Consider the following 13,333-nt stretch of genomic DNA (forward strand, 5'->3'; position numbering starts at 1 on the left):
TCGCCGCACCGCGACATCCGTCATCGGAGCGTGCAGGCGAGCCGCTCGAGTCGGGTCAGCGCTGCTCTTCGGGGCCCCGGTCGAAGACCTCGGGGTCGAGCACGAGGTGTTCGGCCTCGGTCTCGTCGGTGACGACGTCTTCGCCCGCCCGCTCGGCCTTCTTGGCCTTGGACCGCTCGCGCAGGTAGTGCCAGAGCGTGACGGCGGCGGTGCCGCCCACCGCGGCGAGCAGGATCAGGTCGATGTACTCCTTGACGAAGTCGGCGACCGGCGGGATGTAGCCGATGAGGAAGCCGAAGTAGGTCAGGCCCGCGCCCCAGATGAGTGCGCCGATGAGGTTGTACAGCGTGTACTTGCGGTAGTTCATGTGGCCGACGCCGGCGGCCACCGGGGCGAACGTGCGCACGACCGGCACGAAGCGGGCGAGGATGATGGCCAGCGCGCCGAACCGCTCGAAGAACGCGTTCGTGCGTTCGACGTTCTTGACGCTGAAGATGCCCGACTCCTTGCGTTCGAAGATCGTCGGGCCGGCCTTGTGGCCGATGAGATAGCCGACCTCGCCGCCGATGAACGCCGCGAATCCGATGGCGAGGCAGACCCACCAGATGTCGACGCCGAACACGAACGACGTGTGCGTGAGCAGGCCCGAGATCACCAGCAGCGTGTCGCCGGGCAGCAGGAAGCCCACCAGCAGCCCGGTCTCGGCGAACACGATGCCGCACACGACGAGCAGGGCCCACGGGCCGGCGCCGCCGATGATCGTCTCGGGGTCGAGCCAGGGGATGAGTGCGGTGTTGATCACGGGATCGTGCTCCTGTCGTCGGACACGGCGAGTGCCGGATCACAGGCGGCGTGGTGTCGATGCAGTCTACCGAGCCGATGCGGGCGCCGACTGGGTGCGGACCCTGAAATCATCCCCGGGGATGAGGCGCGTCGTACCGAGGGGGCAGACGACGGCGCCGCGGCATCCGACCTCGAGGGCGGATGCCGCGGCGCCGAGGCGTCGAGCGGGGAGCCGTTACTTCGCGAGGTCCTCGAAGATCGCGCCGTTGAGGCGGAAGGAGGCCTTCGCCTCCTCGATGAGCACGTCGACCTGCACCGGGTCGAGCGCGAGCGCGTTCATGGCGTCGCGGTAGCGGCGCTTGTAGCGCACGGGGCCCTCGGCGCCGAGGCCGAAGTCGTAGAAGCTCAGCTGCTCGGGCGTCGCGCCGTAGTGGCGGCCCACGAGCGCGGCGATGGCCTGGCCGCCCGAGAGGTCGCCGAGGTAGCGCGTGTAGTGGTGCGCGAGGTAGCGCACGTCGTCGTCGGACACTGCGCGCAGGTGGGTGGCGTACGCGGCGGTCGCGGGCAGCGGCGGATTGGTCTCGCGCCAGTCGGCCGCGCCCAGCGCTGCGAGGTCGGACTCGATCGCGGCCAGTCGTGCCAGCTTCGGGTCGAAGACCTCGCCGTCGCCCTCGCGGCTGCCGCGCTCCTCGAGCGCCTCGTAGACCCAGGCGAACTGGGCGAGGTAGCGGGTGTAGTCGTCGAGCGAGAGCTCTCCGCCCATGAGCCGCGTGACGAACCCGCGCGTCTCGGCGTTGCGGTGGTCTTCTGCCGTGGCGGCGCGAACCAGCGCCGCGACATCGATGGGCTCGGTGGCGGTCGCGGACTCGGTGGGGGGAGCGATGGTCATCGGGCGCGTCCTTCGTAACGGAAATCAGGTAAGGCTCACCTTACAGGCTGACCGGCGCTGCAGGATGTCGGCGGTCGCCGGTACCGTCGCGCTATGCGATACGGGTTCATCTACACGGGCGACGATCCCGAACTGGCGGTCGAGCTCGCCTCCCTCGCCGAAGCCCACGGTTGGCACGGGTTCTTCGTCTGGGAGGGCATCTGGGCCACCGACCCCTGGGCGACCCTCGCCGCGGCCGCCGTGAAGACCGAGACCATCCGGCTCGGAACCATGCTGACGCCCGTGCCGAGACGCCGCCCGTGGGAGCTGGCCGGGCAGACGATGACCGTCGACCGGCTCTCGAAGGGACGGGTGATCCTCTCGGCCGGCCTCGGCGTGCCCGAATCGGTCGAGCCGCGCTTCTGGCTCTTCGAGTCCGACCCGGGCCGGCGCGAGCGGGCCGAGATCCTCGACGAGTCGCTCGAGCTGCTCGAGCAGCTCTGGCGCGGCGAACCGTTCGAGCACGAGGGGCGGCACTACCGCGCGACGCGCACCGAGAGCATGCTGCCGCCCGCCGCCGTGCAGCAGCCGCGCATCCCGATCTGGGTCGTCGGCGTCTGGCCTGCGCCAAGGTCGATGAGGCGCGTCGCCCGCTACGACGGCTGGTTGCCGAACTTCGCTCCGCCCGGTGCCGAGCTCGCGCCGGGCTCGCCCGGATTCACTCCCGAGGTGGCCGCCGAGGCGGTCGCGTGGATCCGTGCCGAGCGCGAGCGCCTCGGTCTCGCCGACCGGCCGTTCGACGTCGTGCAGGAAGGCTCGACCCCCGGCGTCGATGCCGAGGCGGATGCCGCGGTCGTGCGTCCGTGGGCCGAGGCCGGCGCGACGTGGTGGCTCGAGGCCGACTGGAACGTGCCGTCCGACGGCATCGAGGCGTACGCCAGGGCGCGACTCGCGGCCGGGCCGCCTCGGGCCTGAGTCACGGCTCATCCTCGGTGAGGATCGCGCCGCATCCGCTCGTCATCGAGTGACTTGGGGAGACTCTCGGCGGAAGAGGGGGTGACGGCACCGGGGGCGCGAGCGTACGGTCGAGCCATGACGAACATCACCGAACGACTTGCCGAGTCCGTGCCCTCGTGGGGCGCGAAATTGGCCTACGGCGAGCAGACGACGCTGCACGGGCACGAGATCATCCCGGTGGCGCTCGTCGCCTTCGGCTTCGGCGGGGGCGAGGGCTCCGGCGAGAGCCCCGATGACGGCAACGGGCCCGCGGGCCGGGGCGAGGGCAGCGGTGGCGGCGGAGGCGGCTACGCGGTGCCGATCGGCGCCTATGTCGGCGGACCCGACGGCCTGCGGTTCCGTGCGAACCCGATCGCGCTGATCATCGTCGCTGCGCCACTGATCTCCGCCATCGGGTGGGCGCTCGCGCGCATCATCCGCGCCGGCCGCTGAGGCGCGCGCCGTTTCGGTTCGTTCGTGCGTGTTCGTTCGTTCGTTCGTTCGTGTTCGTGTTCGTGCGGAAGGAGGGACTTGAACCCTCACGCCCGAAGGCACAGGAACCTAAATCCTGCGTGTCTGCCGATTTCACCACTCCCGCGAGTGCCCGTTCAGTCTAGGCGGGAGCGAGCGGGCGGCTCCGCAGCAGCCAGAGCGACAGCGACAGCAGCACGACGCCGATGACGGCGATGCGCAGGTCGAGGAAGAACTCCAGCACGAGGAACGGCGGCACGAACGCGAGCAGGGCCGCGGCGGTGACGGCGGCTGCGCCCGGTCGCCGGCGCCCGGCCGGGATCGTCGTCGGCACCTGCTCGAAGCGCAGCAGCAGCGGGGCGATCGCGAACACCACGCCGAGCACGACAGCGAGCGCGATCGGCCGCGTCGCCCACCAGATGGCACTGCCGGGTTCGGGCGCGGCGCCCGGGATCAGCAGCGAGGCCCCCTCGACGATGATGATGACCGGCAGGTGCCACAGGTACACCGTCATCGCCCGGCTGCCGACGAGGTAGACGACCGCCTGCGCGGGGCGCGTGCGCATGAGCGCGGCCAGCGGTCGGTGCAGCAGCGTGAGCAGGCTGATCTGGGCGACGCCGAGCAGGAGCAACGGGACCGTCGGCGGGTTCAGGTTGGTGAGCATGTCGGGGGAGTACCACCCCGCCGCGACGACGAGGCCGAGCAGCACGTAGGCGGCGACCACGAGCCCGATGAGCGTGAGCGGATGTCGCGCGCGGAACCATCCGTCGGCGTACCAGAACCCGAGTTGCTGCACGAAGAGCCAGACGAACGCGAGGTTGAGGAGTCCGATCTCGTCGATGCCCGTCGTGATCCGCGCGGCATCGACCACGACGGCCCCGACCGCGAGCACGGCGAGCGTGGCGCCCGGCGCCCGGTCGTGCAGCGCGACCATCCACGGCACCGCGCACTGCGCGAGCAGGAACGCGGCCAGGAACCAGAGCGGGCTGCCGGTGCCCGTGGCGACGGTGTCGAGCAGCGCCGGGTCGACGCCCGCGATCGTCGCGCCGCCGAGCACCACGGCGAAGAACACGAAGAGCGGCAGTGCGGGCGAGGTGAGGCGCAGCACGCGCCCGCGCACGAAGTCGGTGCGGTCGCCGCCCTTGCGGCGGAGGCTGCGCCACGCGGTGAGCGCCGTGAACCCGCCGGCGGCGAAGAACAGGGGCATGATCTGCCCGACCCACGTGGCCGCGGCGAACCACGGCTGCGCCTCGAGGGGCCGCGACACGACGAGTTCGCCGTCGGGGGCGTACCCGACGCCGATCATGAGCACGTGGATGACGACGACGAGCAGGATGCACGCGACCCTCGCGAGGTCGATCACCAGGTCGCGCCGCGAGACGGCCTCGAGGCGGGCGGACGCGTCATCGCGCAGGCTGGTCATCGGGCTCCTCGTCGGGCTCGCGGAATGCGGTGGAGCGAGCATACCCAAGCGCGGCGCCTCGACACGTCAGGTGTGGAGAGCGGCCCAGGACATGCGGAACGCGGCATCCGCTCGGCTTCGAGTCGAGGTGAATCGAAGCATGCGGATGCCGCGTGGCAGGGTCGCCGAGCGTCGGCGGCTCGGTCTACTCGGCCTTCTCCGCCTTGGCGCCGAAGAGCATGCGCGCGAGCACGAGCATCATGGCCACGAAGCCGCCGATGAAGGCGAGCGGCGCCCAGATCCACCCTGCGGTGAAGCCGATGATCGGGATCGCGACGAACGCGATGGTCCAGATGACGGCGGTGTAGATGCCGAAGCGGGCGCCGGCCGCGGGGTCCTCTTCGAAGCGGGTGCCGATGTTCGCCGCCTCGCGGTGCTGCTGCACGACCCACGGCTTGTGGCGGTTGGTCTGCGTCGCGCCGAGGTAGCTCAGGGCGCCGATCGCGCCGATGACGGCGGCGCCGGCGAGCACGAGCCAGGCGAGGTCGAGGTGCACGATGACCACGGGCGTGAAGGCGAGACCCGCGAGCAGCAGGCCGGTGGCCGCGCCGTAGCCGATCGCGCGCCCGGCGGGCATGCGGTGGTTCGTGGTGGTCTCTTGACTCAGGGCGTCGGCCGTGACCGCGCCGAGCGCGAGGCCGAACACGACGGCGAGCCCGACGAGGGCGCCCTCCCCGAGGGCGAGCAGCGGCGTGAGTCCGAGCACGAGCAGCACCAGTGCGGCGGCGCCGACGATCGAGAGCACGACGGTGCGCACGACGAAGCCCGGCTTGGGGCGCACGCGGTTGCGCAGCGCTGCGGCGGTCGCCGACTCGGCGCGGGCCGCGGACGTGTGGCCGCCGACGCGGGTCGCGGGCGCGGTGGGCCCGCCCGCGGCATCCGCCGTGCCATCGTTCTCGACGTCGATGAGCTCGCGCACGTCGCCGAGTTCGGCGATCGCCTTGCGCGCGGCATCCGCCTGGGAGAGTCCGGATGCCTCGAGCTCGCCCATGCGTGCGAGCAGGTTGCCGCGGATCTCCTCTTTCAGGTCTTGGATCTCGGGCGTGACCTCGATGCCGGCGAAGGCCTCGTCGAGCAGTCGGTGCAGGTCGCCGCCGGAGGAGCGGTGGTCGGTCATGTCAGGAGCCCTTCTTGGCTGCGGGCGTGCTGCCCAGCAGGGAGTCGATGATGGTGCGGGTCGCGACCCAGGCGGCGACGTTCTGTGTGAACGCGGCGCGGCCGGCGTCGGTGATGCGGTAGTACTTGCGGCGGCCGCCCTGCGACTCGTCGCCCCAGTACGCCTCGGCGAGCCCGTCGCGGAGGAGGCGCCGATAGCTCGCGTAGAGCGTCGCCTCCTTGATCTCGTACGCGCCGCCCGTGGCGTCGCGGATGAGCTTGTAGATCTCGAAGCCGTAGCTGTCGTGCCGACGGAGCACGCCGAGCACGATCGTGTCGGTGTGACCGCGCAGCAGGTCGGCTGCGAAGGCATCGTCCGGCGTCGCGCCGGCGGCTGTGTCCTTGGTCATGACAGGTACTTTATCAGATCAACTACATCTGATCAACTACCTGTCGTGCGAGGCTGGATGCGGAGATCGGATGCCGGGGGCGGGCGCCGTCGACGGCGCCCCGGGCTCTGCGTCTCAGGTCGACTGGCGGCGGATGACGGTGGCGGGCGTCGGTGCGGCGGCGCCTGGGTCCTCGGGCAGGCCGAGCACCTCGCGGGCGAGGCGTCGACCGAAGCCGGCCGTGTCGATGCGCACGGTCGTGAGCGAGGGGGAGACGAGCTCGCCGGCGCCCGCGTCGTCGAAGCCGATGACGGCGAGGCGCTGCGGCACGGCGACCTCGAGGATGCGTGCGGCGGCGAGCACCCGCAGGGCGGTGTCGTCGTCGAGCCCGGCGACGGCCGTGACGTCGGGATGCCGATCGAGGAACTCGGCGAGCGCACGCCGGTCCTCATCGAGGTCGCGGCCCATCACGAGAGGGAGCGGCGCGTCGAGACCGTGGTCGGCGAGGGTGCGCGCGGCGTAGTCGAGCCGCAGTGCGGCGAGGCGGTCGAGCTCGGCGCGGCCCGCGGGCAGCGCCATGCCGATGCGCGTGTGCCCGAGGTCGACGAGGTGCCGCACCTGCACCGCCGTGTGCGCGGCCAGGCCCTCGGTCCAGTCGCCGTCGGCCGTCTCGGCATCCGTGTCGGGGGAGTTGTAGATGCGGTCGAGGTCGAGCACCGCGCGCGGGGCGACCATCGCCGTCATCCGCTCGATGTCGGCGGAACCCGGGCGATAGCGCACGAGCAGCATGTGGTCGAGGCGCTCGAGCTCGGCGTCGAGGGCGTCGATGAACGCCGCGAGCCCGGTGCCGCCGTGCGGGAGCCTGGCCACGTTCAGGATGACGATGCGCGAGGTGCCCTCGCGGAGGGCGCGCGCGGCGCCGTTCGGCACGTAGCCGAGCTCGGCGGCCGCCCGGCGCACGCGGTCGCGCGTCTCGGGGGAGATGGTCTCGCCGGGCTTGTCGTTCAGCACGAAGCTCACGGTCGCCTGCGAGACGCCGGCGGCGACCGAGACGTCCTTCATGGTCACGCGGGTGGACTTCACGATGCCTCCTTCCGGCGGGTTCGCTGTGAGTCGGGTCAGCGGCATGGCGTCGCCGTGCTCCCAGCGTAGACTCCACTTATTCGATTTAGTGATCCGCGACGCGAACCCAACGCACGGCGGACGAGAAAGGAATGTCGGCGATGAAGTCGGTCATGGTCACCGGGCCCGGAACCACCGAGATCGTGGAGGTCGAGCAGCCCGTCGCGGGTCCCCGCGACGTGCTCGTGCGCATCCGCGCCTGCGGCATCTGCGGCAGCGACCACATGTACACGATGTACGGCGGCATCCCGCCGCGGCAGGGCGCGACCCCGCTCGGCCACGAGCCCGCCGGCGAGATCGTGTTCGTCGGCGACGAGGTGCAGGGCGCGCAGGTCGGCGACCACGTCGTCATCAACCCGATGGCCGCGAGCGACGGCATCATCGGCTCCGGCGGCGCGCAGGGCGCTTTCTCGCCGTTCGTCGTGCTGTTCGACGCCGTCGCCGGAACGCACTTCCGCGTGATCCCGAACGAGATCCCGTTCGAGGTCGCCGCGCTCAACGAGCCCATGGCCGTCGCCCGCCACGCCGTCAACCGCTCCGGCGCGAAGGCCGGCGAGAAAGCTGTCGTCTTCGGCGCGGGCCCCATCGGCCTCGGCGCGCTGCTCAGCCTCAAGGCGAAGGGCGTCGACCACGTCGTCGTCATCGACATCCTGCCGACGCGCCTCGAGAAGGCCCTCGCGATCGGTGCGGATGCCGTCATCAACTCGGCTGAAGAGGACGTCAAGGCCCGCCTCATCGAGTTGCACGGCGAAGCCCCGCCCGTCGTCGGCATCCGCGATGCCCGCCCGGCGACCGACGTCTACCTCGATGCGGCCGGCGCCCCCGTCGTGCCGACCACGGTGTTCGGCCTGGTCAAGCAGGGCGCGCGCCTCGTGATTCCCGCGGTGCACAAGAAGCCCGTCGAGGTCGACTTCGGCGGCCTGCTCACGACCGAGATCTCGATCATCATGTCGATGGGCTACCCGACCGAGATCTTCGAGGTCACCGACGACCTCATCGCCAACTGGCAGAAGTACCAGCTCATCATCAGCGACCGGTTCACGATCGACGACGTACAACGCGCCCTCGAGGTCGCCGCGACGCCCGGCGCCGCCGACAAGGTCATGGTCACGCTCGACTGAGCCCGGTCGGCCCTGGCCGGGCCCGGCACGCGCCACGACCTTTCGCCGGCGCGACGACGGTTCGAACGGGTCGTGACGGCGCACAGCGTCGTGGCGCAGCATCCGTCGCCCCTCTCGAGCGGATGCCGCGGCCGCCCGTGTGGATAACTTCGCGGTGCCCGGCGAGCCTCACCCCAAGATGGGTGACATGACCGACCCCGTTCGCACGATCACCGAGCGCGTGCGAACCCGCGTGCTGCACGAGGGGGTCGATCTCGGGCGCGACACCGATGCGGCGGCGCGCTTCACGCGAGAAGAGGTGCGGCGCTACAGCGAACGCGCGCTCGGCGGCGCGCACGCCGAACTGCTCGACGAGCTCGCGACCGTGCGCGAGGTCGAGGCGGCGATCACGGGCTACGGGCCGCTGCAGCCGTACTTCGACGACCCCGACGTCGAGGAGATCTGGATCAACGGTCCGACGCGCGTGTTCGTCGCCCGCAACGGCGTCGCCGAGCTCACCACGGTCGTGCTGAACGACCGAGAGGTGCGCGAACTCGTCGAGCGCATGCTGCAGCACAGCGGCCGCCGGGTCGACCTCAGCTCGCCGTTCGTCGACGCGTCGCTGCCCGACGGGTCGCGGCTTCACGTGGCGATCCCCGACGTCTCGCGCACGCACTGGGCCGTGAACATCCGCAAGTTCCAGCGGCGCATCCGCACGCTCGAGGTGCTCGTCGAACTCGGCTCGCTCACGGCCGAGGCCGCCGGATTCCTCCGTGCGAGTGTCGTCGCGGGCGCGAACATCCTCGTCTCGGGGGCGACCCACACCGGCAAGACCACCCTGTTGAACGCGCTCATGTCGTCGGCCAGGGTCGATGAGCGCGTGATCACCATTGAAGAGACGTTCGAACTCGACCTCGACGTGCGCGACCTCGTGTCGCTGCAGTGCCGCCAGCCGAGCCTCGAGGGCACCGGCGAGATCACGCTGAGGCGCCTCATCAAGGAATCCCTGCGCATGCGGCCCGACCGCCTCATCGTCGGCGAGGTGCGCGAGGCCGAGAGCCTCGACCTGCTCATCGCGCTGAACTCGGGCTTGCCCGGCATGTGCACGATCCATGCCAACTCGGCGCGTGACGCGCTCACGAAGCTCTGCACGCTGCCGCTGCTCGCCGGGCGAAACATCGATGCGTCGTTCGTGGTGCCGACGGTCGCGACCTGCATCGACCTGGTGGTCCACCTCGGCATCGACGCCGCCGGGCGCCGCAGCATCGTCGAGATCTCGGCGCCCACCGGCGACTGCACCGATGGCAGCGTCGACGTCGACCCGATCTTCGCGACCGTCGGCGGCGAGCTTCGCGCCACCGGTCTGCGACCGCGTCGGCTCGAGAAGTACCGCGCCGCCGGACTCGTCGCCGACGCCGTGCAGAACGACCCCGCCGGGTCGGGAGAGCCTCCCGCTGCGCGCGAAGCCGAGGTGCCGCGCGAGGGCGCTGCGCCGACGGAGCACTCCGAGCCGAACGGGCAGGCCGCATGAGTCTCGCGCTCGGAGCGCTGCTGGGCGTCGGCGTGCTGCTCGCGCTCGCGCCGCTGCTGTGGCCCGCGAAGCCCGACATGGTCCGCGCCTCCTCGCCGTCCGCGCTCCGCCGCCGCATCCACGACGATCTCGCGCTCGCCGGGCTCGGTCAGGTGCCGATCCCGGTCATCGCCGTCGTCTCGATCGTGTTCGCGAGCGTGCTCGGTGCCGTGGTGCAGGCCGTCATGCAGGTGCCCACCATCACCGTGGTCGCGGCGCTCCTCGGCGCAGCGGCGGTGCCCCTGATCATCGGTTCCCGTGCCGACCGGCGCCGTGCCGCGAACCGGGCGGTCTGGCCCGATGTGGTCGATCACCTCGTCGCATCCGTGCGGTCGGGTGTGCCGCTCCCCGAGAGCGTCGGCGCGCTCGGCGTACTCGGCCCGGCGCAGACCCGTTCAGCTTTCGCCGCCTTCGAGGTCGAGTACCGCCGCACGGGCAACTTCTCGCTCTGCGTCGACCGGCTGAAGGAGGTGCTCGCCGACCCGATCGCTGACCGCATCCTCGAGACGCTGCGCATGGCTCGCGAGGTCGGCGGCACCGAGTTGACGGCGGTGCTGCGCGGACTCTCCGGGTACCTGCGCGAAGACGCCGCCCTCCGCGCCGAGGTCGTCGCGCGCCAGTCCTGGATCCGCAACGCAGCGCGACTCGGGGTCGCGGCGCCGTGGCTCCTCCTCGTCGTGCTCTCATCACGCCACGAGACGCTCGTCGCCTACGACTCGCCTGCGGGCGCCGTGCTCATCGTGGTTGGCGTCATCGTGACCGTGATCGCCTATCAGTCGATGAACGCGCTCGGCCGACTTCCCGAGGAGCGAAGATGGTTCCGCTGAACGCGACCGTTCCCCTCGCGCTGCTCTGCGGGGTGCTGATCGGGCTGGGCGCCTGGATCGCACTCAACGCAGTTCCGCGCATCGGGCGACCGAGGCTCGCCGAGCGCGTCGCGCCGTACGTCGCCGACTTCTCGGTCGAGGCGAGGGCGATGCTCGCACGGCGCTCGTCGGATCCCTCGCCCGTGTTCGGTGCCGTCCTCGGGCCGGCGCTGCGTCGGCTCCGCGCCATCGCGACCTCCTGGCTCGGCGGACCCGAGACCGTCGCGCGTCGGCTTCGGCAGGCCGGCTCTTCGGCGACCGTCGAACGATTCCGCGGGGAGCAGTTGGCCTGGGGTGCGACGGCGTTCGCGGCCGCTGCCGCGCTCGCGCTGTTCGCGCCGGGCTTCGCGACGCTTCCGGCTCCGGTGCGGCTCGCGTCGCCAGTGCTTGCGGCCGCGCTCGGGGTGCTCGCCCGCGACTGGATGCTGCAGCGCAGCGCTGCGCGCCGCCTCACCCGCATCTCCGAAGAGCTTCCGACCGTGCTCGAGTTCCTGACGTTGAGCCTCACCGCGGGTGAGGGCATGCTCGACGCGCTTCGCCGCGTCGCGCGCATCGGCTCGGGCGAACTGCCGCAGGAGTTCAGGGTCGTCGTCGCCGCGGTCGGCACCGGGGTGCCGCTCGCCGATGCGATCACGGCCCTCCGCGATGGACTCGACCACCCGGCGCTGTCCCGAGCGCTCGACCAGGTGCTCGGCGCGCTCGACCGTGGTGCTCCGCTCGCGTCCGTGCTCGCCTCGCAGGCCGGTGACGCCCGCGACCAGGCCAAGCGCACGATCATCGAGCTCGCCGGGCGCAAGGAGATCGCGATGCTCGTGCCGCTCGTGTTCCTCATCCTGCCGGTGACGATCGCGTTCGCGCTCCTGCCCGGCTACCTCGTGCTCCAGACGGGATTCTGATGCGATTCCCGTTCCCCTCGCCGAACCCGCGCCACGACGGCGCGAACGAAAGGAAGTTCCATGCAGCAGCACTTCGACCGACTGCAGCGCCGCGTCCTGCGGCGTCTGGCCACCGCGATGTCGAACGATCGGGGCGACGTTCCGGGCTGGGTGCTCATCACGCTCATGACGGCCGGGCTCGTGATCGTGATCTGGGGGCTCGCCGGCCCGGCGCTCTCCGAGGTGTTCGAGCAGGCGATCGACCGCGTCACGGGATTCTGAGTCACCGGACTCCGACGCGGCCGGCGTGCGCCCCTCGCAGCCGTACGGTGCGCACACGCTCTGCTCTGGCGATCAGGGCGATCCGGGCACGGTTCGCCGATGAGCGGGGCTCCGCGGTCGCCGAGTTCACGATGGTCGGTGTGCTGCTGACGGTGCTCGCGCTCGCCGTGGTGCAGCTCGCTCTCGCATTGCACGTGCGCAACACCCTGCTCGACGCTGCGGCCGAGGGAGCGCGCTTCGGCGCACTCGCCGGTTCTTCGCCCGCGGCCGGCGTCGCCCGCACGAGAGACCTCATCGATGCCGCGATCTCGGCCCGGTACGCCGAGGATGTCACGGCCGCCAGCACGTCGATCGGCGGAACGCCGGCGGTCGAGATCCGGGTACGGTCGACGCTGCCGGTCATCGGACTGCTGGGCTTCGCGAACGGGCTGGAGGTGAGCGGGCATGCTCCGGTCGAGTCGGTGGACTGAGCGTCGGGAGTTCGGGGCAGCGCGGCTCGTCGGCGACGAACGCGGATCGGCCTCGCTCGAATTCCTGACGGTCGGACTGCTCCTCCTCGTGCCCATCGTGTACCTCGTGCTCAGCGTGTCGGCGATCCAGGCCGGCGCGTTCGCCGTCGAGGGAGCCGCTCGGCATGCCGCGCGGCTCGCCGCCGACGGAGCCGGTTCGCCGGGTGCCGCCGCCGACGTCGAGCGCGCGGTCCGCATCACGCTCGAGGACTTCGGCATCGACCCCGGCTCGGCCTCGGTATCGCTATCGTGCGAGACCGCCGACTGCAATGCGCCGGGAGAGCGGATCGACGTGGTGGTCAGCGCCCGCGTCGGCCTTCCACTCGTTCCCGACGTGCTCGACCTCGGCAGCATCGGGAGCGTCCCCGTGGAGTCCGCCGCAACGCAGACGATCTCTCGATTCGCGGGCGCCGCCGAATGAGCGCCGGGCCGACGAGTCCGTCGAACGGTCACCCGACGATCGGACGCGACGCGACCCTCGCCGAGGAGCAGGGATCCACCCTGCTCCTCACGATCTTCTTCTCGTTTCTGGCCATCGTCATCGTGCTGGTCGTCGTCGCGGCGTCCTCGCTCTACCTCGAACGCAAGCGGTTGTTCACCCTCGCCGATGGCGCGGCACTCGCGGGGGCCGAGGCCTGGAGCCTCGATGCCGTGTCGATCGAAGGTGATTCCCTGGGCGTCGCGCTCGACGACGCCGCCGTGCAGGCGGCCGCAGCGGCCTACCTCGGCGACGCCGTCAGTGGGCTCGAAGGCGTGGAACTCGTGCAGGCCGTCTCCCGCGACGGACGGAGCGCCACCGTGACGCTCCGCGCCGAGTGGCGGGCGCCGCTGCACACCGAGGTGCTGCCGCTCAGCGTGCCGATCGAGGTCACGACCACGGCGCGCTCGGTGTTCCATTGAACGCGCCGGCGAGGCGCCCCCGATTCGCGCCGACAGGAGGCTCAC

The 13,333-nt window shown here is 71.3% G+C and carries 16 protein-coding genes and 1 tRNA gene; 10 read left to right on the top strand and 7 right to left on the bottom strand.

What is annotated here, in order from left to right; all coding sequences use genetic code 11:
* Positions 1 to 55: 55 nt before the first annotated feature.
* Positions 56 to 799 carry a DedA family protein gene (locus ASE68_RS07645; RefSeq protein ID WP_369800085.1) on the bottom strand — a complete coding sequence of 248 codons (744 nt, stop codon included), beginning with the start codon at positions 797 to 799 and terminating at the stop codon, positions 56 to 58.
* Positions 800 to 1,018: 219 nt separating this feature from the next.
* Positions 1,019 to 1,672 carry a heme oxygenase (biliverdin-producing) gene (locus ASE68_RS07650; protein WP_055856985.1) on the bottom strand — a complete coding sequence of 218 codons (654 nt, stop codon included), beginning with the start codon at positions 1,670 to 1,672 and terminating at the stop codon, positions 1,019 to 1,021.
* A gap of 93 nt (positions 1,673 to 1,765) precedes the next feature.
* Between ASE68_RS07650 and ASE68_RS07655 the strand changes: the two genes are divergently transcribed.
* Entirely contained in the window at positions 1,766 to 2,626 is an 861-nt protein-coding gene (locus tag ASE68_RS07655) for an LLM class flavin-dependent oxidoreductase (protein ID WP_055856987.1), read from the top strand.
* A 117-nt stretch (positions 2,627 to 2,743) separates the two neighbouring features.
* Positions 2,744 to 3,100 (top strand): hypothetical protein, encoded by a 357-nt coding sequence (locus ASE68_RS07660; protein ID WP_055856988.1) that lies wholly within the window; start codon positions 2,744 to 2,746, stop codon positions 3,098 to 3,100.
* 63 nt (positions 3,101 to 3,163) lie between these two features.
* On the opposite strand, the gene ASE68_RS07665 is transcribed toward ASE68_RS07660, so the two are convergent.
* The 5 genes from ASE68_RS07665 to ASE68_RS07685 all read right to left on the bottom strand — a co-directional run bounded on the left by ASE68_RS07665 (position 3,164) and on the right by ASE68_RS07685 (position 7,147).
* Positions 3,164 to 3,245: transfer RNA gene (locus ASE68_RS07665), tRNA-Leu, on the bottom strand.
* Between the two features lie 15 nt (positions 3,246 to 3,260).
* The gene (locus ASE68_RS07670; protein ID WP_055856989.1) at positions 3,261 to 4,541 is read right to left on the bottom strand and encodes an acyltransferase; all 1,281 of its coding nucleotides are present in this window, start codon (positions 4,539 to 4,541) and stop codon (positions 3,261 to 3,263) included.
* 184 nt (positions 4,542 to 4,725) lie between these two features.
* A complete protein-coding gene (locus ASE68_RS07675) occupies positions 4,726 to 5,697 on the bottom strand; it encodes a permease prefix domain 1-containing protein (protein ID WP_055856990.1) in 972 nt (323 codons plus the stop codon).
* Position 5,698: 1 nt separating this feature from the next.
* Entirely contained in the window at positions 5,699 to 6,085 is a 387-nt protein-coding gene (locus ASE68_RS07680) for a PadR family transcriptional regulator (protein ID WP_055856993.1), read from the bottom strand.
* Between the two features lie 114 nt (positions 6,086 to 6,199).
* A complete protein-coding gene (locus ASE68_RS07685; RefSeq protein ID WP_200921680.1) occupies positions 6,200 to 7,147 on the bottom strand; it encodes a LacI family DNA-binding transcriptional regulator in 948 nt (315 codons plus the stop codon).
* 140 nt (positions 7,148 to 7,287) lie between these two features.
* Here ASE68_RS07685 and ASE68_RS07690 point away from each other — a divergent pair, with 140 nt between their 5' ends.
* The 8 genes from ASE68_RS07690 (at position 7,288) to ASE68_RS07725 (ending at position 13,288) form a co-directional block, all read left to right on the top strand.
* Positions 7,288 to 8,307 (top strand): zinc-binding dehydrogenase, encoded by a 1,020-nt coding sequence (locus tag ASE68_RS07690; protein WP_055860939.1) that lies wholly within the window; start codon positions 7,288 to 7,290, stop codon positions 8,305 to 8,307.
* A gap of 187 nt (positions 8,308 to 8,494) precedes the next feature.
* Positions 8,495 to 9,817 (top strand): CpaF family protein, encoded by a 1,323-nt coding sequence (locus ASE68_RS07695; protein WP_200921681.1) that lies wholly within the window; start codon positions 8,495 to 8,497, stop codon positions 9,815 to 9,817.
* Entirely contained in the window at positions 9,814 to 10,683 is an 870-nt protein-coding gene (locus tag ASE68_RS07700; protein ID WP_055856998.1) for a type II secretion system F family protein, read from the top strand. The genes ASE68_RS07695 and ASE68_RS07700 overlap by 4 nt, the downstream gene beginning before the upstream one ends.
* Positions 10,671 to 11,618, top strand: a complete 948-nt coding sequence (locus ASE68_RS07705) for a type II secretion system F family protein (protein WP_055857001.1) — start codon at positions 10,671 to 10,673, stop codon at positions 11,616 to 11,618. Before ASE68_RS07700 ends, ASE68_RS07705 begins: the two co-directional genes overlap by 13 nt.
* 60 nt (positions 11,619 to 11,678) lie before the next feature.
* On the top strand, positions 11,679 to 11,879 hold the full coding sequence (locus ASE68_RS07710) for a hypothetical protein (protein ID WP_055857003.1): 201 nt from the start codon (positions 11,679 to 11,681) through the stop codon (positions 11,877 to 11,879).
* Positions 11,880 to 11,926: 47 nt separating this feature from the next.
* Positions 11,927 to 12,349 (top strand): TadE/TadG family type IV pilus assembly protein, encoded by a 423-nt coding sequence (locus ASE68_RS07715; protein WP_255353500.1) that lies wholly within the window; start codon positions 11,927 to 11,929, stop codon positions 12,347 to 12,349.
* Entirely contained in the window at positions 12,324 to 12,809 is a 486-nt protein-coding gene (locus ASE68_RS20175) for a hypothetical protein (RefSeq protein WP_055857005.1), read from the top strand. Before ASE68_RS07715 ends, ASE68_RS20175 begins: the two co-directional genes overlap by 26 nt.
* On the top strand, positions 12,806 to 13,288 hold the full coding sequence (locus ASE68_RS07725) for a pilus assembly protein TadG-related protein (protein ID WP_055857007.1): 483 nt from the start codon (positions 12,806 to 12,808) through the stop codon (positions 13,286 to 13,288). The genes ASE68_RS20175 and ASE68_RS07725 overlap by 4 nt, the downstream gene beginning before the upstream one ends.
* Positions 13,289 to 13,333: the final 45 nt, after the last annotated feature.

Source organism: Agromyces sp. Leaf222 (genome assembly GCF_001421565.1).
Classification (GTDB): Bacteria; Actinomycetota; Actinomycetes; order Actinomycetales; family Microbacteriaceae; genus Agromyces.